At 44.0% G+C, this 19,267-nt stretch carries 15 protein-coding genes, 1 tRNA gene, 3 rRNA genes and 1 pseudogene; 14 read left to right on the plus strand and 6 right to left on the minus strand.

The genetic code is table 11. The features are described 5' to 3' along the window. Nucleotides 1-163 precede the first annotated feature (163 nt). The 3 genes from ACSAZK_RS16235 to rrf (ACSAZK_RS16245) all read left to right on the plus strand — a co-directional run bounded on the left by ACSAZK_RS16235 (nucleotide 164) and on the right by rrf (ACSAZK_RS16245) (nucleotide 3,500). Nucleotides 164-3,077 (plus strand): 23S ribosomal RNA (locus ACSAZK_RS16235). An 86-nt stretch (nucleotides 3,078-3,163) separates the two neighbouring features. Next, nucleotides 3,164-3,285, plus strand: a 5S ribosomal RNA gene (gene rrf, locus ACSAZK_RS16240). Between the two features lie 93 nt (nucleotides 3,286-3,378). Continuing rightward, nucleotides 3,379-3,500: ribosomal RNA gene (gene rrf, locus ACSAZK_RS16245) — 5S ribosomal RNA — on the plus strand. Nucleotides 3,501-4,050: 550 nt separating this feature from the next. On the opposite strand, the gene ACSAZK_RS16250 is transcribed toward rrf (ACSAZK_RS16245), so the two are convergent. Continuing rightward, nucleotides 4,051-4,692, minus strand: a complete 642-nt coding sequence (locus ACSAZK_RS16250; protein WP_440955073.1) for an adenosylcobinamide amidohydrolase — start codon at nucleotides 4,690-4,692, stop codon at nucleotides 4,051-4,053. A gap of 346 nt (nucleotides 4,693-5,038) precedes the next feature. Between ACSAZK_RS16250 and ACSAZK_RS16255 the strand changes: the two genes are divergently transcribed. Next, complete coding sequence (locus ACSAZK_RS16255) at nucleotides 5,039-9,304, plus strand: PAS domain S-box protein (protein ID WP_440955074.1); 4,266 nt, start codon at nucleotides 5,039-5,041, stop codon at nucleotides 9,302-9,304. Between the two features lie 63 nt (nucleotides 9,305-9,367). On the opposite strand, the gene ACSAZK_RS16260 is transcribed toward ACSAZK_RS16255, so the two are convergent. After that, on the minus strand, nucleotides 9,368-9,820 hold the full coding sequence (locus ACSAZK_RS16260; RefSeq protein ID WP_440955075.1) for a universal stress protein: 453 nt from the start codon (nucleotides 9,818-9,820) through the stop codon (nucleotides 9,368-9,370). A 115-nt stretch (nucleotides 9,821-9,935) separates the two neighbouring features. Here ACSAZK_RS16260 and ACSAZK_RS16265 point away from each other — a divergent pair. The 5 genes and pseudogenes from ACSAZK_RS16265 to ACSAZK_RS16285 form a co-directional block, all read left to right on the plus strand. Beyond that, nucleotides 9,936-10,267: pseudogene (locus ACSAZK_RS16265) on the plus strand (DUF169 domain-containing protein); the annotation flags it as partial. Next, nucleotides 10,268-10,438 carry a hypothetical protein gene (locus tag ACSAZK_RS16270; protein ID WP_440957126.1) on the plus strand — a complete coding sequence of 57 codons (171 nt, stop codon included), beginning with the start codon at nucleotides 10,268-10,270 and terminating at the stop codon, nucleotides 10,436-10,438. It abuts the pseudogene before it with no gap. Nucleotides 10,439-10,777: 339 nt separating this feature from the next. Further along, entirely contained in the window at nucleotides 10,778-11,386 is a 609-nt protein-coding gene (locus ACSAZK_RS16275; RefSeq protein WP_440955076.1) for an NAD(P)H-dependent oxidoreductase, read from the plus strand. Between the two features lie 2 nt (nucleotides 11,387-11,388). Continuing rightward, nucleotides 11,389-13,245, plus strand: coding sequence for a monovalent cation:proton antiporter-2 (CPA2) family protein (locus ACSAZK_RS16280; RefSeq protein ID WP_440955077.1), 1,857 nt, complete (start codon nucleotides 11,389-11,391; stop codon nucleotides 13,243-13,245). 491 nt (nucleotides 13,246-13,736) lie between these two features. Beyond that, a complete protein-coding gene (locus tag ACSAZK_RS16285; RefSeq protein ID WP_440955078.1) occupies nucleotides 13,737-14,234 on the plus strand; it encodes a flavodoxin family protein in 498 nt (165 codons plus the stop codon). 62 nt (nucleotides 14,235-14,296) lie between these two features. On the opposite strand, the gene ACSAZK_RS16290 is transcribed toward ACSAZK_RS16285, so the two are convergent. Continuing rightward, complete coding sequence (locus ACSAZK_RS16290; RefSeq protein WP_440955079.1) at nucleotides 14,297-14,566, minus strand: helix-turn-helix domain-containing protein; 270 nt, start codon at nucleotides 14,564-14,566, stop codon at nucleotides 14,297-14,299. Between the two features lie 924 nt (nucleotides 14,567-15,490). Between ACSAZK_RS16290 and ACSAZK_RS16295 the strand changes: the two genes are divergently transcribed. The 3 genes from ACSAZK_RS16295 to ACSAZK_RS16305 all read left to right on the plus strand — a co-directional run bounded on the left by ACSAZK_RS16295 (nucleotide 15,491) and on the right by ACSAZK_RS16305 (nucleotide 16,757). Next, a complete protein-coding gene (locus tag ACSAZK_RS16295; RefSeq protein WP_440955080.1) occupies nucleotides 15,491-16,123 on the plus strand; it encodes a class I SAM-dependent methyltransferase in 633 nt (210 codons plus the stop codon). Between the two features lie 80 nt (nucleotides 16,124-16,203). Next, a complete protein-coding gene (locus tag ACSAZK_RS16300; RefSeq protein ID WP_440957047.1) occupies nucleotides 16,204-16,341 on the plus strand; it encodes a hypothetical protein in 138 nt (45 codons plus the stop codon). Further along, nucleotides 16,338-16,757, plus strand: a complete 420-nt coding sequence (locus ACSAZK_RS16305; RefSeq protein ID WP_440955081.1) for a CRISPR-associated protein Cas1 — start codon at nucleotides 16,338-16,340, stop codon at nucleotides 16,755-16,757. The genes ACSAZK_RS16300 and ACSAZK_RS16305 overlap by 4 nt, the downstream gene beginning before the upstream one ends. Here ACSAZK_RS16305 and ACSAZK_RS16310 read toward each other — a convergent pair. Together ACSAZK_RS16310 and ACSAZK_RS16315 are read right to left on the minus strand one after the other, a co-directional pair. Continuing rightward, nucleotides 16,746-17,198, minus strand: coding sequence for a hypothetical protein (locus ACSAZK_RS16310; RefSeq protein WP_440955082.1), 453 nt, complete (start codon nucleotides 17,196-17,198; stop codon nucleotides 16,746-16,748). The two genes, ACSAZK_RS16305 and ACSAZK_RS16310, sit on opposite strands and share 12 nt — an antisense overlap. A 4-nt stretch (nucleotides 17,199-17,202) precedes the next feature. Then, on the minus strand, nucleotides 17,203-17,481 hold the full coding sequence (locus ACSAZK_RS16315) for a hypothetical protein (protein ID WP_440955083.1): 279 nt from the start codon (nucleotides 17,479-17,481) through the stop codon (nucleotides 17,203-17,205). 161 nt (nucleotides 17,482-17,642) lie between these two features. Between ACSAZK_RS16315 and ACSAZK_RS16320 the strand changes: the two genes are divergently transcribed. Continuing rightward, nucleotides 17,643-17,840 carry a hypothetical protein gene (locus ACSAZK_RS16320; RefSeq protein WP_440955084.1) on the plus strand — a complete coding sequence of 66 codons (198 nt, stop codon included), beginning with the start codon at nucleotides 17,643-17,645 and terminating at the stop codon, nucleotides 17,838-17,840. A gap of 87 nt (nucleotides 17,841-17,927) precedes the next feature. Next, on the plus strand, nucleotides 17,928-18,809 hold the full coding sequence (locus ACSAZK_RS16325) for a TIR domain-containing protein (RefSeq protein ID WP_440955085.1): 882 nt from the start codon (nucleotides 17,928-17,930) through the stop codon (nucleotides 18,807-18,809). A 343-nt stretch (nucleotides 18,810-19,152) separates the two neighbouring features. Here ACSAZK_RS16325 and ACSAZK_RS16330 read toward each other — a convergent pair. Then, nucleotides 19,153-19,237: transfer RNA gene (locus ACSAZK_RS16330), tRNA-Leu, on the minus strand. Between the last annotated feature and the right edge of the window lie 30 nt (nucleotides 19,238-19,267).

Raw genomic sequence — 19,267 nt, forward strand, 5'->3', positions numbered from 1 at the left:
GGCCGAAAAACCGACAGATCCTCAACCCTATTCATATTATACACAATGCACCCGTCGAATGATATCGCCGGGGAAGGATGGATTGTCTGCTTCCGTAGCTGGAAGCCGGCGTGTGAAGTCATGTATAGGTGCTGTATACTGGACGCTTACTGGATCTGGTTAGGTATAACTGGAGTTATGCCGCCAGGTGGATGGCTCGGCTCAAGAGCTGATGAAGGACGTGCCAAGCTGCGATAAGCCTGGGCTAGGCGCATGGAGCCTATGAACCCGGGATTTCCGAATGAGACCTCTCCTTAGTGATCAGTCATGATCGGGAACGCCCCGAATTGAAACATCTTAGTAGGGGCGGGAAAAGAAATCAATTGAGATGCCGTAAGTAACGGCGAGTGAAACCGGCACAGTTCAAACCGAATCCCTTCGGGGACATGTGGTGTTATAGGGCGGTTCTCACGGTTCAGTGATTAAGTCAAACTTGTCTGAAACGGCAGACCATAGAGTGTGATAGTCACGTAGACGTACCCTCACTGAACTTGGACCTGTCCCTGAGTACCGTGCGTTGGATATCGTGCGGGAATTTGGGGGGCACCAACCTCCAAAACTAAATACTCCTTGAGACCGATAGCGAAATAGTAGGGTGACCGAAAGCTGAAAAGTACCCCGAGAAGGGAGGTGCAAAGTGCCTGAAACCTGGTGGCGATAGTACGATACGGCACGCAAGGATCTCTGATACGAAGGAAACAGCCGCGAGGCTGCAGTACGAGTATCACTGCCGGTGTCGTATCTTACGTTTTGAAGAACGGGCCAGGGAGTGTATCTCGGTGGCAATGGCTAACCTTTTTATCTGGGCAGCCGAAGCGAAAGCAACATGTGCGCAACTCTTCTGAGTGAGGCACGGCGTATACAAGTGCGTGGAGTCACCGGGTTACGACCCGAAGCCGGGCGATCTAGGCGTGGGCAGGTTGAAGCGTGGCGAAAGCTACGTGGAGGACCGCAAGCGGTATTGATCTGCAAATCATTCGTGTGACCTGCGTCTCGGAGTGAAATGCTAATCTAGCCCGGCATCAGCTGGTTCCTTCCGAAACATGTCGTAGCATGACCTGATCTGAGATCGTCGGTGGAGTAGAGCACTGATTGGTGGTCCCGGGGGAGAAATCCCTCAACCGCTTGTCAAACTCCAAACCCACCGTCATCGTAGACGATCGGAGTCCGGACTGCTGGGGTAAGCTTGTAGTCCGTAAGGGAGACAACCCAGCCCGTGGTTAAGGTCCCGAAGTGTCGACTAAGTGTTAACGCTAAAGGGCGTCCTAAGCCCCAGACAGCTGGAAGGTTAGCTCAGAAGCAGCTACCCTTTAAAGAGTGCGTAACAGCTCACCAGTCGAGGTTTGGGGCCCCGAAAATTGACGGGGCTCAAGTCGACCACCGATACCACGGAGTACCGCAAGGTAATCTCGTAGGAAGGCGTTGTGTTCGGGCGGAAGCTGGGCTGTGAAGTCCAGTGGACCGTTCACAAACGAAAATCCTGGTAATAGTAGCAGCATAGCAAGGTGAGAATCCTTGCCGCCGAAGGGGCCAGGTTTCCTCGGCAATGTTCGTCAGCCGAGGGTTAGTCGGTCCTAAGACGTACCGTAATTCGAGTACGCCGAAAGGGAAACAGGTTAATATTCCTGTACCATTTAACACTAAAGCCTGACGTTTTGGGGCAGGTTGAGCGGCGTCGTCGCGCCGTCTAAGCAGCGAACCCCGTGGAGAGCCGTAATGGCGAGAAGCGGGCGAATCTGTCATGGCGTAAGTCAGCTTCACCCCGGAACCCGTGAAAAGGGCAGTTAAATGTCCGTACCGAGAACTGACACAGGTGCCCCTAGCTGAAAAGGCTAAGGCGTGTCGGATCAATTCAGTTAAGGGAATTCGGCAAATTAGCTCCGTAACTTCGGGAGAAGGAGTGCCTGCTGTGTAGACAGCAGGTCGCAGTGACCAGGGGGCTCTAACTGTCTAATACCAACATAGGAGATCGCAAACCCGTAAGGGCTAGTACGATCTCTGAATCCTGCTCAGTGCAGGTACCTGAAACCCCGGTTCAACGGGAAGAAGGGCCTGTAAACAGCGGGGGTAACTATGACCCTCTTAAGGTAGCGTAGTACCTTGTCGCTTAATTGGCGACTTGCATGAATGGATCAATGAGAGCCCTACTGTCCCTAACTGGAGTCCGGTGAAGCTTACATTCTAGTGCAAAGTCTAGAGACCTCTAGGGGGAAGTGAAGACCCCATGGAGCTTTACTGCAGCCTGTCGTTGTGTTGTGGTTTTGGATGTACAGTGTAGGTAGGAGACATCGAAGCGGGTGCGCCAGCATCCGTGGAGTCGCCATTGGGACACTACCCTTCTGAGACTATGACCCTAACTCCGCGAGGAGGACCCCGATAGGTGGGCAGTTTGCCTGGGGCGGGACGCCCTTGAAAAGATATCAAGGGCGCGCAATGGTTGACTCAAGCGGGTCGGAAACTCGCTGAAGAGTGCAAGAGCATAAGTCAGCCTGACGTTAATCAGCATAGCAGTGGTTGACGAGACGAAAGTCGGTTCTAGCGAACTTTTGAGCCTGCTTGGTGCGGGCCAAAAATGACAGAAAAGTTACCCTGGGGATAATTGTGTCGTTGCCGGCAAGAGTACATATCGACCCGGCAGCTTGCTACCTCGATGTCGGTTCTTTCCATCCTGGCTGTGCAGCAGCAGCCAAGGGTGAGGTTGTTCGCCTATTAAAGGAGATCGTGAGCTGGGTTTAGACCGTCGTGAGACAGGTCGGTTACTATCTACTAGAGGTGTCTGAAGTCTGAGGGTAAGCTGCTTTTAGTACGAGAGGAACAGAGCAGCGGCGCCACTGGTGTACCGGTTGTCCGACAGGGCATGCGCCGGGCAGCTACGCGCTACGGAATAAGAGCTGAATGCATCTAAGCTCGAAATCCCGCCTAAATAAGAGACTTCGTTAAGGTTCCCGGTACAAGACCGGTTTGATAGAAACGGGATGTAAGCACCAAGGCAACGAGGTGTTCAGTCCGCGTTCACTAACCATCCGTTCCGGTTTACCATTTTCCAGATCCAGGCGAAATCCAGTATGCAGCACTGTTATACATGACTCTTATTCACATTTTCTAATCCATTTCACAGGTTGAGTATGGCGGCCATAGCGGCAGGGCAACTCCTGTACCCTTTCCGAACACAGAAGATAAGCCTGCCTGCGTTCCACACTGTACTGAAGTGCGCGAGCCTTCGGGAACTCTGGCACGCTGCCATGCTCACCCTATCACTCTAATCTTTTCTTTGACATCTTTTCTCAGAACCATTCCATATTTTATGTATTTCCAAATCCCATTCATTCGCAGGCCGGATCTGGCGGCCACAGCGGCAGGGCAACTCCTGTACCCATTCCGAACACAGAAGATAAGCCTGCCCGCGTTCCACACTGTACTGAAGTGCGCGAGCCTTCGGGAACTCTGGCACGCTGCCATATCCTCCTGTTACTTATCTTTTCTGAAATATTCTGTTTTTAAAATTTTTGGCTATGTTTGTTTTTTTCATTTCTTTTTTTGTTTTCTTAGCTTTAGTGCTTTACTTTTCATTTTTTTGTCCGCTTGATCGAGCGTAGCGAGTGAAACGGACGGCGTGCTCCCGAAGCGCAATTCGGGTGTGTGAGGCATCGGGAACTCTGGCACGCTGCCATATCCTCCTGTTACTTATCTTTACTTTTCAGTAAGTTGTTTCCTATCAGTATTGCATAATATATTGAAATTTCAACCGCTTATAACTGATTCAATCCAGGCAAAACATAAGTTAATCTATCTTTCAGTTGCCTCTGAAAACCTTTTTTGACCCGCTTCTCAGGTACCAACTTTCTCACCGGCTGCGAAGCAGCCGGCTTTTTCCATAAAGTACATTGAATGAATAAAAAGAAAATCTGGATCATAGGATAGGTGTATTTGAATGAATACACTGAGGTAGAAGTCGATTGAAATCTGTGGGTAATTTTATTTTTTGCTTCCGGGATCTCATCCTGATCCGGGTTATTCCCCTCTCAGCTCAAGCCCCGCCTTAACTCCTTTCATGACCGCTTTCGTTATCTTTTTCCCGAAATCCGTACTCGAGCCTGCATAAGCTAACTCCTGCCTATCTTTATTTTCTGAATTCATTCCTGAATCCACTTCATAGGCAACGATTACCGTATCCGTATTCGTGCCCAAAAATCTGTGGCCTTTTTCCAGGAGAGCAAGCCCCTTTGCTTCCGTGGCCGTGATGATGGCTCCAAGGAGGGCGGTCTCTGAGAGTTTTTCTCTGGAAATGAGGATGATGTTGATTGTCCCTATCTTTTTTATCTCTTCTACCGTTTCCACCTTTTCTTCCTTTCCTATCCTGAATTCGGAGCCGTTGCTGACGCCGGCGGTTAAAAAGACTGTGAGGTAGTCGTCTTCGATTACCTGGAGGTATTCCATGTTTACGGCGGTCAGGAGGCCAAAATATGGTTCCCGGATTCCCATTTCAAGGGCGGCTTCTTCTACGAATTTGCCCGGATCGGGAGGGTTGAAGGTCCTTGGGACCTGTTTGTTGAAGAGGTATTTTACCCGGGTGCGGCCGCCGTTCAGGCCTGTGCTCACGGCTTCGAAATTGCCTTCGATGATGAGGGTGCTGTCCTGTACATAGTATTGCATATAGTGATCACGTTTTTTTGGAGGATATCTGGAGGATAATATGTTTAATGGTAATTATCGACATAATACTTATCAATTAAGTATGGGACGGTATCTCTTAAAAATAGGGTAGGAAGCCAGCAAATTTAGTTGTGGAGGCGCATATTTCATAGTAATTCCGGTGCTTTACTAAGTAAGCTGAAGAAACTTGATAATAACCGATAAAGCTTAGTGGAAAGTTCGTTAGTGATAATCTCAATAGGAACTTTTATTAATTCTAAATTATATTTAAATTACCAGTTGTTGTAGTAATATTGATCATTTAATAGTAGGCATTTTGTCACCTAAGAGGGGCCTGAGGGGAAAAATGAAAGATGAAATGGAGCAATCTCCAGCAATAAACCCGAATCCTGTGCTCAGTGTTGAAAAGGATGGTACTGTTCTTTACTCAAATGAAGCAGGCGAGCCCTTATTGCATGAGTGGGGCGTGGCAGTAGGAGAAAAATTGCCTTCGAGTATCGGAGATATTGTGCGAAAGGTAATTTCCCGGAATTGCCCGGAAAAAATCGAAGTTAAAGTGGGAAAAAGTGTATATCTGGTTGTTTTTCACCCTTTGTCCATACAGGAGTGCGTAAATATTTCCGGATTCGATATAAGTGACCGGAAAGAGCTTGAAGAAAAGCCTCCGGAGAGCGAAGAGAAATACCGGGAACTCTTCAATTTGATTGAACAGGCGGTACAGATTGGTGAGATTGTCTTTGATGAAAAAGGTCAGCCCATCGATACTATCATTCTTGATGTTAATCTCGCGTATGAGAAGCATTCAGGTCTCAGGCGAGAACAGGTTATAGGTCGGGGGTTCAAAGAGATATTTCCCATCGTCGAGCAGACATGGCTGGATCGCTACGGAGAGGTTGTTCGCACAGGTGCGGGAATGCACTTCGAAGAATACAACGTTTCTCTTGACAGGTGGTTTGAAGTATTTGCAAGCCCGATGGGAGGTAATCGTTTCATTGCGGTCTTTAGCGACATTACCAAACACAAGCAGACAGAAGAGGATCTTCTCCGGTCAGAGCAACATTATCGGCTTTTACATGAGACTATGCTTCAAGGTGTAGTCTACCAGGATGCCAGCGGTAAGATAATCTCCATGAATCCAGCAGCCGAGAGAATTCTTGGTAAAACTCCAGATGAGTTCCTGGGCAGCTCTTCTGTGGGTGAAGAGCACCATACTATCCGGGAGGACGGCTCTATGTTCCCGGGACTCGAGCATCCGGCTATGGTATCCCTGCGAACAGGGCAGAAAGTGCAGGACGTGGTGATGGGAGTTTACAACCCCAGGGAGAACTGCTATCGCTGGATCAACATTAATGCTGTGCCCATTTTCCGGACTGGAGAAGACAGGCCCTTCCAGGTATATACCCTGTTTGATGATATCACCGAACGCAAGCAAGAAGAACACAGGATGCTCCGATACAATCGCATTCTTAAGGGAATTAACCTCATCTTCAGCAATGTAGTACAGGCAAAAACAGAAGAAGAGCTGGGAAATGCATGTCTATCTGTCGCCCTGGAATTGACCGGCAGTGAGTTTGGTTTTGTTGATGAAATAGGTGTTGACGGGCTATTGCACGATATAGCTATCAGTGATATGGGATGGGAACAGTGCTTTATGTACGATAAGACAGGGCACCGCCGTTCCCGGAGTGATTTTGTTGTCCATGGCCTGTACGGCAGTGTCATTCTCAACGAAAAAAGCTTCTTTACCAACGATCCGCAGTCACACCCGGACAGTATCGGCGTGCCCCCCGGTCATCCACCGCTAACGTCGTTTCTTGGAGTACCCCTTGTCCAGAACGGGAAAACGGTGGGCTGGATTGCAGTCGCAAACCGTGAAAACGGCTATAGCTGCGAGCAACTGGAGGATCTCGAAGCTATCGCGCCGGCAGTGACACAGGTACTGAAGAGAAAAAGGGAAGAACAGGAGCGAATGAAGGCAGAAGAAGCGCTGCGGGAGAGCGAAGAGCGGCTGCGCCTCCTGGGCGACAACTTACCGGACAGTGCAATCTATCAGGGTGTCCATGGGCATGACGGCAGTTTCCGGTTCCTGTACTTCAGCATAGGTATCGAGCGGCTTAACGGAGTCAGCGTCCAGGACGTGCTGCGTGATCCCTACACGCTGTACAGGCAGGTTCCTCCTGAGTATCTTGAACAGCTCATCAAATCCGAGGCCCGGAGCACCCGCGAACTGTCGGATCTTGATATGGAATTACCTATGCGCTTGCCTGATGGCCAGGTGAAGTGGATGCGATTGCACTCCCGTCCTCGCCGCTTGCCTGACGGCCGAATAATCTGGAACGGCGTGCAAATCGATATCACTGAGAACAGGAAGGTAGAAGAAGCTCTACGGAAAAGTGAGGAGCGCTACCGAATGCTCTTTACAAACATGACCGAAGGTTTCGCCCTTGGAGAAATCGTCTATGATAAGGATGGTAGACCTTATGACTACCGTTATCTTGAGGTAAATCCGGCGTACGAGCTTAATTATGGCATAAAGAAAGAAGAGCTATTAGGCAGGACTTTACTTGAAGTATTCCCCGATACAACCGCCACTACGATCGAAAAATTCGGCGAAGTAGCGCTCTCAGGTCAATCAACCAATTTTGAGATTTTTAGTCAGATAGTGAATAAGTATATTGAAATTTATGCATTCAGCCCTGAAAAAGGAAAGCTTGCGGCGATTGTTAGAGATATTACTGCGAGAAAAGAGGCAGAAGCCAGGTTGAAAGAAACACTGGACAACCTGGAAAACCTGGTTAAAGAACGTACAGCAGAGCTTGAGAAAGCTTATACATCGTTGAAGGAAAGTGAAAAAGGTCTTGCTGAAGCTCAAAAGATGGCTCACATTGGAAGCTGGAATTTGGATCTTGTAACTGGTGAAGTATACTGGTCTGATGAATTGTATCGTATTTTTGGACTTGATCCTCAAGAATCAGGCGCAACTTATGATGAACTTCTAAATTATATACACCCCGAAGACCGGAACTATGTGGATAATGCTATCAAGAAAGGTTTGTATGAAAAGCCCCCTGGCATTGATTACAGGATTGTCCTGGCTAATGGGGAAGAACGCACAGTTCATGCGCGGAGCGAAGTCATTTTTGATGAAAAGAATAGTCCTGTTCGAGCGAAGGGAATAATCCAGGATATTACTGAGCGTAAAAAATCAGAAGAGAAAATTCGAAACTTAGCGAATATTGTGGAATCATCAAATGATGCTATTGGCACTATGTCCCTTGCCGGCGTTATTACAAGCTGGAACAAAGGGGCAGAGCAGGTTTATGGTTATTCAGCGGAAGAAATTCTTGGGAAGCCCGCATCCATCCTGGCTCCACCCCATTTAAGTGAAGAAACAAAAAAATTAACTGAGAAGGTTATAAAGGGAGAAAGAATCCATATTTATGAGACTTCACGGTTAAGAAAGGACGGCACAATAATAAATGTTTCAGTAACTTTTTCTCCTGTTTTTGACGCCTCCGGAAAGCTGACTGCTGTCTCAGTCATTGCCAGAGATATAAGCGAAAGAAAAAGAATAGAAGAAAAACTTCGGGAAAGTGAGGAAAAGTACCGCAATATTGTAGAGACAGCAAACGAAGGTATACTCATAATTGACGATGAAGCCACAATCACCTACGCTAATAAGAAACTGGCGGATATGCTCGGATACACTCTGGAAGAAGGTCTTGGCAGACCGGTATGGGACTTTCTCGATGAAGAAGGTAAGACTATCCTCAAACAGAATCTGGAAAAGAGACTGCAGGGTATCAATGAGAGCTACGAATTGAAATTAATATGTAAGGATGGCTCACCCTTATGGGCACTCATAAATGCTAAATCCCTTTTTGAGAAAGATGGCAGGTTTATGGGCACGGTGAGCATGATCACTGATATTACCGAACGTAAAAAGGCTGAAGAAGCTCTGGAAAAAATGGATAAAGTCCGGATAAAAGAGATTCATCACAGAATCAAGAACAATTTACAGATAATCTCTTCTCTGCTGGACCTCCAGGCTGAGACGTTCAAGGACGAAAACGTTATAGAAGCTTTCAGGGAGGGCCAGAACAGGGTAATCTCGATGTCCCTTATCCATGAGGAACTCTATAAAGGAGAAGGGACCGATACCCTGGACTTTTCGGTGTACCTTAAAAAGTTAGCTGAAAACCTTTTCAAGACTTACAACCTTAGCAACAAAAATATCAGTCTGAGAATGGACCTGGAAAAAGACACTTTCCTTGGTATGGATACTGCTGTCCCGTTAGGAATAATTGTTAATGAGTTAGTTTCAAATTCTTTCAAGCATGCATTCACTGAAAAACAGGACGGAGAAATCCGGATTCAGCTTTGCAGGGAAGGGGAGAATAGAGAAATGAATATGTCCCTTTTCAGCCTGACAATTTCCGATGATGGGAAAGGACTGCCCGAAAATCTGGAATTAGAAAGCACCGGGACACTCGGCCTGCAGTTAGTAGGCATTCTCGTTGACCAGCTGGACGGGGAACTCGAACTTAAGCGAACGCAGGGTACGGAATTCACTATCAGGTTTAAAGTAGAAGATGCACGTAGTATTCTTTGAATAACGTGCCCGGATGAATGAGAGTCCTTTTCAATTACCTTTTGTTGTTTTTGATAGAAAGTTTTAGCTTTGCCCACTACCTCTGACTACCATGACCGGAACTTTTGATCCCCTTACCACTTTCTCTGCAACGCTTCCGATCAGAAATTTCTCGATTCCGCTTTTTCCAAAGGTGCCAATTACTATCAGGTCAATATTGTTATCTTCCGCAAAATCGATTATTTCACTGCTCGGGTACCCGTCCAGAACAACCTCTTTTACCTCCACCCCTGAAGCCTCTCCAAGCTTCTTTACTTTAGATACTGCTTTCTCTCCGTCTTTTCTCATAACTTCGTAGATCATTTCTTTGCCAAGAGTCCATGTTTCAGAAATTGTAGATGATTTATTTACTACGTAGAGGGCGTAGACAGTGGCTCCGCTAAGTTTTGCAAACTCAATACCGCAAGAAATGGCTCTCAGGGTATTATCGGACCCGTCTGTTGCAATCAATATGTTTCGGTGTGGCTCTCTTTTCATGTGACATTCTCCATTTGCTTATACATAATGTACCGGATGACAGAAAAAATTAATTCAGTTATACTGATACCGCTGTCTCAGAATTCAGGGACTGGCGCCCGCAGATGAGGAGCAGATCGAGAGTGAAGCCAGGGGTTTTAACGGCTTCTGGTTTGGCGATTATGAAACAGCAAAAGAAGCAGTGCAGTCATATCCTGAGCCTTCCCCAATTGAAGCGCTTGTAATGAGCCCTCTGGATGAGGAAAAATTTGAGCCGGACTACCTTTTGATCTATGCCAATGGCGGGCAGATGACTCTTCTGATGAATGGTCTGCAATACTTTAACTATGAGGTTGTTGAACCAGTTTTTCCGGAGACGGCTCCTGTACGGATGCGCTGCCCCGCTGTGTTGCCACCGGAAAACCGTCACTTTGCCTGCCCTGTCCGGGTGAAAGAGGTTTTGGACAGGTGAACAATGATGAAATGGTGCTTGCCATGCCGGCTGACAGGCTGGAACGTGCGGTAAAAGGACTAAAAGCGCTGAAAGAGACCGGCCTTGCTTATCCTATAGGCCACTTTGAACCGGGTATGGATGTAACTCCTCTGTTTGAAGCGTGGTATCCGGTGCAAGATAAATAATAAGAGGACCGTAGTTTAATCTGCAAGAATGTACTGGATGGATTTAACTAATAGAGAGCTCAATGGCGGTATGGGGCCGCCACCGGTTTCTCAATCCAGGCAAAACATTTCAATAAAAATATTTCAATAAAAAAGGATAAAAAATGGATGCAATTGACCAATCCGGTTACGAACCAGGATGTACTCCAGATGGATGTACTCCGGATAATTGCATGGTAGAAATGATGCGGCCCTGCTTTTCAGGCTGCTTTCTCATTCTTAGAATAACCCAAAACCATATCTTGCAGCTTCGGAATAGGTCCAAGTCGCTAAAATATCACCCACCCGGAAGAGGAAATTATGAAAAAAATTCTCATTAATTTTGCCCATCCGGCAAGAGCACGTTCAAGGATTAATAATGCTCTTCGTGCTGCTGTTGAAGGTCTTGAAAATGTAACCGTCAATGATCTCTATGCAAACTATCCGGATTTTCTGATCGATGTCAAAAGAGAGCAAAGGCTCTGTGAAAATCATGACGTAATTATTTTTCAGCATCCGTTCTACTGGTACTCAACTCCGTCAATTATAAAGGAATGGCTTGACCTGGTACTTGAACATGGTTGGGCCTATGGTTCGCAGAGCTGTGCGCTTGAAGGAAAGGTTTTCCTGCAGGCTATCACGGCAGGAGGTGACGACAGCGTCTACCAGAAAGAGGGTTTTACCGCCTTTACAATTGGAGAACTTACCTCACCATATCGTGCTATGGCAAAGCTATGCAACATGAACTGGCTTCCTCCATTCACTGTTCTTGGTATTCACCGGGGCTTGTCTGAGGAGAAAGTTAAGGTTTATGCAGATGACTATCGCCGTGTCATCATTGCCCTGCGGGACGGCACTCTGGATCTTGAGAAAGCGAGGCATGGGCAATACCTTAACAGCGACCTGAACTCAATTATCAGGAGGCCGTAAAAGTGGAAAATTTCCTGTTTCAGCTCTTTATTTTCCTGGCTGCAGCAGCCATTGCCGTTCCTATTGCCAAAAAATTCGGGCTCGGCTCAGTACTCGGATATCTTATAGCAGGTATCATCATCGGACCTTTTGGCCTCTCTCTCATTGCTGACATTGAAGAAGTCATGCATTTCACGGAGTTTGGCGTAGTGATGATGCTTTTCCTGGTCGGCCTTGAACTCAAACCGTCACTGCTCTGGCAGATGCGCACCCCCATACTGGGAATGGGAGGAGTACAGGTTGTTCTGTCGAGTATTATCATTGCCGGGATATCCCTTATCTTTCTGCCCTGGCAGCAGGCAATAGCCATCGGTCTTACTCTCTCCCTCTCCTCTACAGCCATAGTTTTGCAAACCTTGCGGGAAAAGGGACTGATGAATACCTCTTCCGGAAGATCTATCTTTTCGGTTCTCCTTTTCCAGGACCTGGCAGTCATTCCTATACTTGCTGTTCTACCTTTCCTGGCAACAATCGCCGTGCATGACGACGGCCATCTTGAGTCAGCTCTTTTTGATATCAGCTCCCTGCCGGAATACATGCAAATTATTATTACGCTACTTGCAATTCTATCCATTTTCTTTATTGGTAAATTTGCAAGCAGGCCAGTGTTCAGGACCATTGCGGCTACACGAATCAGAGAGATCTTTGTTGCTGCTGCCCTGGCCCTTGTAGTTGGCATATCATTACTTATGACTTCAGTTGGGCTTTCTCCTGCCCTTGGGACCTTTCTTGCCGGGGTTGTCCTGGCAGACAGCGAATACCGCCACGAACTCGAAAGTGATATAGAGCCGTTTAAGGGCCTGTTGCTGGGGGTATTCTTCATCTCCATAGGTGCCAGCCTCAACTTTACACTGATTGGAGAGAATATCCCGCTGATCGCAGGCCTTGCGGCAGCTCTGATGGCTTTTAAATGGCTGGTCCTCGAGGGTACCGGTTTCGTCTTTAAAATGGCGAAAAAAGAACGTTCACTCTTTGCTATTGCCCTTGCCCAGGGAGGGGAATTCGCATTTGTCCTTTTCCAATTTTCCAGGACCAACGGCGTATTGCCAGCTCAAACCATAGAACCCCTTATTTCCGCAGTTGCAATCTCCATGTTCCTTACTCCCCTCCTTTTCCTGGCACATGAAAAATTCGGTACAAATGGTCAGGGAGATGAAGAAGCCGGACGCGATTCGGACACGATTGGCCGTAGTGGACACAGGGTCATTCTTGCCGGATTTGGCCGTCTCGGGACTGACCTTGGCCGTTTCCTCATTTCTGCGGGTATCAAACCGGTCATTATCGATCATGATGCGGCCAATGTGGATGTCCTAAGAAAATTAGGATTTGAGGTGTATTACGGAGACATCACAAGACCTGACCTGCTTGAAGCTGCCGGAGCTGCCGAAGCCGAACTCTTAATAATCGCCATAGGTGATATAGACCAATCAAGAAAGCTGGTTGAATTAGCAGCAAAACACTACCCACACCTTAAAATAGCAGTCAGTGCTTCCGACCGTTCCTCTGCCTACGAACTCATGGACCTGGGAATTACCCGGATACGAAGGGAAACCTTCGGCAGTGCCCTGGCACTCGGCCAGGATGCCCTTCAACTTCTTGGGATCGAACCTTATGAAGCACACAGGTTGATGCGTATTTTCCGGAAAAAGGATGAAGAGATGATGCCTGAATTATACAAAATGCACCGTAAAGATGAGGACAGTTACATATCAATGTATCAGAAGCATAATGCAGACCTTGAGGAACTAATGACGCTCGATTTGAACCTGGACATGGAAGAGATCGACAAAGCCTGGAATGTTGCAAACCCGGAAACATAATGTGACATAGGGAAATCCGAAATGCTTTGATTTTGTGACCGGAATCGCATTTGACTCCCTCTGAAATTACCGCCACTCTTATGCGGTTGATTTCAGGGGGTGGGAAGGTTTTAGGGAGAGGTAGTTCACATCGGACTAAGTCAAAGCCAGCCTATTCTTGATTTCTACTTTTTTCTACCTTTTTTCTACCTTTTTTCTACCTTTTTTCTACCTTTTTTCTACCTTTTTTCTACCTTTTTTCTGTACTATAGTCAAGGACCCACATTCCTTCACAAATCTCAAGTGAAAGTTTAACCACAGAAAGCACGGAAAAACACGGAATAAAGGGAGCAAGGGTGCAATCCTTCCGTGCTTTCCGTGTCTTCCGTGGTTATAAAGTAAGTGTAAATATTTACGTCCGGGACTATAATTTAATGTCTGTACATTAACAAACCCCTGTCTTTATAAATGTATACAACCTACCTATAATGTTAATTATTAGGTGGGAGTTCATGAAAACATTAGTAACATATATGACACAGACAGGAAACACAAAGAAGATCGCAGAAGCTATTTATGGTGAAATTGCTGGCGAAAAGGACATCAAAGACATCAAAGATGTAAGCAACTTTGAAGGCTATGACCTTGTGTTCGTAGGTTTCCCTGTAATGCAGTTCAACATTCCTGAGAATGTTTCAAAACTCGTAAAAGAGAATGTAGCTGGCAAGAATATAGCATTCTTCATGACCCACGCTGTTCCTGAAGGATTTGAAGCCATTCATTCATGGACCGGTTCCTGCAAGGATATCGCAGCCAGTGGAAATTATCTTGGTACCTTTGAATGTCAGGGAGAACTTGCCCAGCCTGTAATCGACATGTTGCTGAAATCAGACGACCCTCAGATGAAAGCATTCGGTGAGATGGGTCCTTCCACAAAAGGACAGCCTGATGAATCCCGGGTTCAGAAAGCAAAGGAATTTGCAAAGGAAATTCAGGCAAAGGTCCAGTGAGCAAATATTCCTGTTTTCTTTTTTTAAATCTTTTTATATTGCCCTTTGATTAATTTTGACTTTCAATCCTGCTTACTGTTCTCAATTTCCAATACCTTTACGACCTCTGGTAGAGAATTGAGGAGATTATGACCCTGCAAACTGGTTTGATATTCACCCCGCTCTTCACGTTGGCGTATCAATCCCTTGCTTTGCAATTTATCCAGATGGAAAAGGAGATTTCCACCACGAAGTTTTGTGAGTTTTGAAAGTGCAGTAAATGATTTGCCTTCATCGTGCAATGCTTTTAGAATCCGGACTCTTGCAGTGCTACTCAATGCATCTACTATCAAAATGGGTATCTGTTCTTCAGGAAGTTCTTGAACTTGTAGTTGCCTGTTTTACAACCGTGAGAAAACAGCACAGGAAGTTATGGAAGCCATGAAAGCTATGAAAGCTCGTCAGAAAATGGAACTACAGGGATAAATTGGTACTGACCAATCAACCAGTGCCCTTAGATTATATTCTCTTCCTTTGATTATTTTGTTAATGGTGAATTGGCGCGGCCGTGCCAGTTTACCCTGGTAATATACTGCGTGGGAGCTGTTTTGCAATTTTTAGCTAAAAAAAAGCCATTTAATTTCCATATATACGTTGACAAGTATAAGAGTGACCAGAACTATTAAATGCCAGCCTCGATAGTATTTCATGTCTGGCTTAAGTCCCTTATCCCAATCGTATTCATCTCGTTTTATATAATTTCCTCCTTCGTTTTTATTGTTTCAAGTCTTTTTTTGCCGGGGGGCTGTTTTGCAATAGGGTTTCAAAAAGCCCTATTCTGTTTTTGTTTTCAAAATAGAGCATTTATCGGGAGATGTTTTTGACATTTTCCGCCGATCTAATTATTACAACAGTACATATAAATGTCGGCGACATATAAATTTTTCGAAAATGATCCGGGTGACGTTGATGTTATATTTTTTTAATGTATGTAGCTGTACATTGAAGTTAATTTCTTTAAGGGTTTGGGGTGGATCAGCAGAAAAAAATGATTGTTTTATTTGCATTCAAGGCGAATGATCAGGGGATCAGGGTCTTTTCAGAACTCCCGGATTCTTTTCATTCCTGATTAAAGAGTTAAGCTCATCAGGAGTTACCTTTTGATCAATAGTAATTTGTTCCTTCCCCACAATAAGGAAATGTAAGCATTGATGTATGCAACAGGTTGCTTCAGGAACTATAAATAAAAACTAAATCATTTCACGGAAGTAGCACGCATGAAATATGCCGACGTCGACAAAATTTACCGGAACGTACCGCTCGATAAAATTCCCTGGAATAGCGAGACTCCCCCGGATGCGCTTGTCAAGCTGGTACAGAGCGGAAAAGTCCGGCCCTGCAAGGCCATTGATCTCGGTTGCGGTGCCGGCAACTATGCGATATACCTTGCAGAACAGGGATTTGAGGTAATCGGTGTCGATAGTTCCCCTGCCGCAATAAAGATCGCTGCTGAAAACGCAGAAAAAAAGGGAGTCAGGTGCAGGTTTATTGTCGCTGATCTCCTCGGGGACCTGCATGAAGTAAAAGAGACTTTTGACTTTGGCTATGACTGGGAACTTTTGCACCATATCTTTCCGGAAGACCGGGAGAAATATATAAAAAATGTGTATAATGTCCTGAAACCGGGAGCACTATACTTTTCAGTTTGTTTTTCCGAAAAGGACCCGCAATTTGGCGACGCAGCCAAATTCCGAAAAACGAAGCTTGGGACAACACTATATTTCTCTTCGGAATCAGAAATAAGGGATCTTCTCTCACCGTATTTTGTCATACAGGAACTAAAAAAGATAGAAATTAACGCTATGGTCGGATCACATTATGCCGTTTCTGTGCTGGCTAAACGGCGCTGATTTTTATTATGGTATTTTAGGCAATTGCGAGGGTCATAAATAAGGTTGGGCTGGACGCTTACGTAGGGTTCTTGCATGAGATGAAACCAGGCAAGAACAGTTTGGCCTATGATCTCCAGGAGCCTTTCAGGTTCCTGTGGATCTGGCGGTTATCAACCTGCTTGAAAATAAAACTCTGGAAAATAAGGATTTCATCAGGACTGAGAACTATAACTTGAGGCTAAAGCCTACAGGAGCCAGGAAGGTTGTTAATGAGGTTTCCAACATGCTGAATAAAAAAGTAAACTATGAAGGAAAACAAACTACATGGGGATCTATCATTCTTTTGAAAGCCAGGGAGTTAGCCCATTACCTTACAGGCAAAAAGAAGGAACTGGATTTTGTTAAGCCTGAGTATGAAATTGAGAGGGTTGATTCCTATGAGATCAGGCAAAAGATTCTCAATATTTCTTATGTTGATTGGAAGAAATTAGGGTTTTCTAAGGGTACTTTGCATTACATGAAACAGAATGCAAAGTCAGATGAACCTTTTACTCTTAATGCTCATGTTCTGGAAAGGGTGAACAAGTGGGAAGAGTTAGTTTTGAGTAAAAATAAGGAACGAAATAATCTATGCAATTTATCACGCATTTGAAATATTGGAACAACTTTCTATTCTTTTTTTTATTTCTCTTGCGGTTTCAATAATTGGTTTGCAATAGTTCCCAAAATCGAATTCATTATACAAAGGATAATTTCCGGCGTTTTTTAAGTCTGTGTTTAATTTCATTAAGTCTCTAATTGTTTCTTCAGAGACCTCTCCTTTAATTTGACTTAGAATATTTGTCAATTGATTTGAAAAAATAGAACAGTCATTTTGTATTTGCTTATACTTTGGGAATTGTACAGATAAATTATTTTCTAATGATAGGGATATTTCTTCAAGCTTTTCACAGACTCGTTTTTCATGCTCTTTTCTGGCAAATCTTATTTTTTCTTTTCTTTCGCATCTTCTTTTGTATTCGTATGTGGAGATATTTACCAAAACTCCTCCAAGGATCCCTCCTAAAATGCTGATTATAAAATTATTATCCATAGTTTTACCTTTTCAACATTTTTAATATTTCGCTCTCAAGTTTATTTAGCTCTCCATATATATTATGGTCCAGATGTATGTTAGTTTTCATGTTACAGTCATGGCAGTAAGAATATCCTTCCACGTAATTCTTTGTAAACTCATTAACATATATCGTTATATTCTTTCCATTGCAATGGGGACATCCGCATTCATAAGCCCCTTTTTCCAAAGCCTCTGAAAGAAACTCCTTTATATTTTCTTCATTTTTCTCAAAGGTAATATTGTACTTTAATTCAAACATATTAAATAATTTAAACCAACAGATATAAAATTTTTCATTTTTTAGATTGGGGTGCATGTATAAAGATGGGTATATAGGATTTTTGAGAGGAATACATTCAGGCTGATGGATTAATTTACATTGGGAAAGAAGCCAATAATATTGATGAACAGGAATTAAATGTGAAGCAAGCTCAGGAATTCGTTGACGTGGAAAAAATTAAAGGGATTATTCTTTCCTTAACTCCTGATGAAGCTAGAGAGATTGGAATTAAGTACAGGAGTACATTGAATAAATTGAAAAATAGGGTGACAGAAGGGGATTTTAATTTAAATACAAAGGTGATAAAGAAGATATTAGAACATAGCTTTATAAACTGAAACTTTGAGGAGATGATAAAAATATTTATGAGACAATCTCTTATTTACTTCTATTAAAAAGTATAGTAATTTTCATAGGTGTTATTGATGAAAATTTTTATTAGTTGGTCCGGAAAATTAAGCGAAGAAGTTGCTATTATCTTGAAAGATTGGATGCCAAATGTCATTCAGTCCATAAAACCCTATGTATCTTCAGAAGACATCGAAAAAGGTACCCGATGGAGCAAAGAGATTTCAAAAGAATTAGAAGTCACAAATTATGGTATATTGTGTGTGACAAAAGAAAATGTCACAAGACCTTGGATAAACTTCGAAGCAGGGGCTCTTTCAAAATCTGTGTCTGAATCAAAAGTTTGTCCATTCCTAATCGATCTAAAGACATCTGAGTTAACACGAAGTCCACTTTCTCAATTTCAATCAACAAGTTATGACAGGGAAGATATTTTAAAATTGATGTCATCCATAAATAATTCATGTGGGGAAAAAAGAATCTCTGATACGTATTTGGAAAAAAGTTTTGATATGTGGTGGAGTTTACTAGAAAATAAATTAGATTGCGCATTAAATAAGCACCCAGAGAATGTTGCTAGTACAGAAATTGAAGAAGAAATCAAAATTATAACATCTTTAGCAATGTCATCTGATGGAAGAAGATTTATTTGTGTGGAGGCGCAGAATCATGGTGATAAATCGGTTTTTTTAAAAGTACCAAGTTTTACTATCAAGAGCAGTACAGACCACCTCCCCATAATTATTGATTCGCGATTCCATGAATCAGTGCCTACTGGAGAATTAAAATCTGGAGACTCAAGAGAGATTTTTATAGATTTAAATGAAGTTGAAAACATCGATTTACTTGAAAACGTCTTTTTTACTGATAAAATCTGTAGAAAATTCAAAAGTTCTCCTGAAAAGTTTTCAAATATAGTGAAATCCTGGAGAGAGTCGGAAAATTTGAGAAAACACTGATTTTTGAACATTTTATATTATCAGAAATACATATTATTCTTTGTTATGATCCAGTTCAACTCTATGAATAAATTACGCACACGTTTATGGAGCACTGTGTAAATTAATATGCACGCTGAGGCACTCTAACATCACAAATAAATTGCGTACAATTTTTTCGCCTTACCTATATCCCCCATAATTTAGTGCGAGGGGTGGGATTCGAACCCACAAACTCCCTCGAAACCAGATATTGAGTCCTTTGTATCAGAGAGAATCTTGCGAACTCCATAAAAAGTAAATGAATCAGAACAATTGAGAAAAAAGTAACTAAACGAAAATCAATCAATTAAAAAAAGTTTAGTGCGAGGGGTGGGATTCGAACCCACGAACTTCTACAAGACTAGGCCCTGAACCTAGCGCCTTTGACCTGGCTGGGCAACCCTCGCACGATGTAAGTGTTGTTGCCTCCTCATAGA

The organism is Methanosarcina sediminis (assembly GCF_052056915.1).
GTDB lineage: Archaea > Halobacteriota > Methanosarcinia > Methanosarcinales > Methanosarcinaceae > MTP4.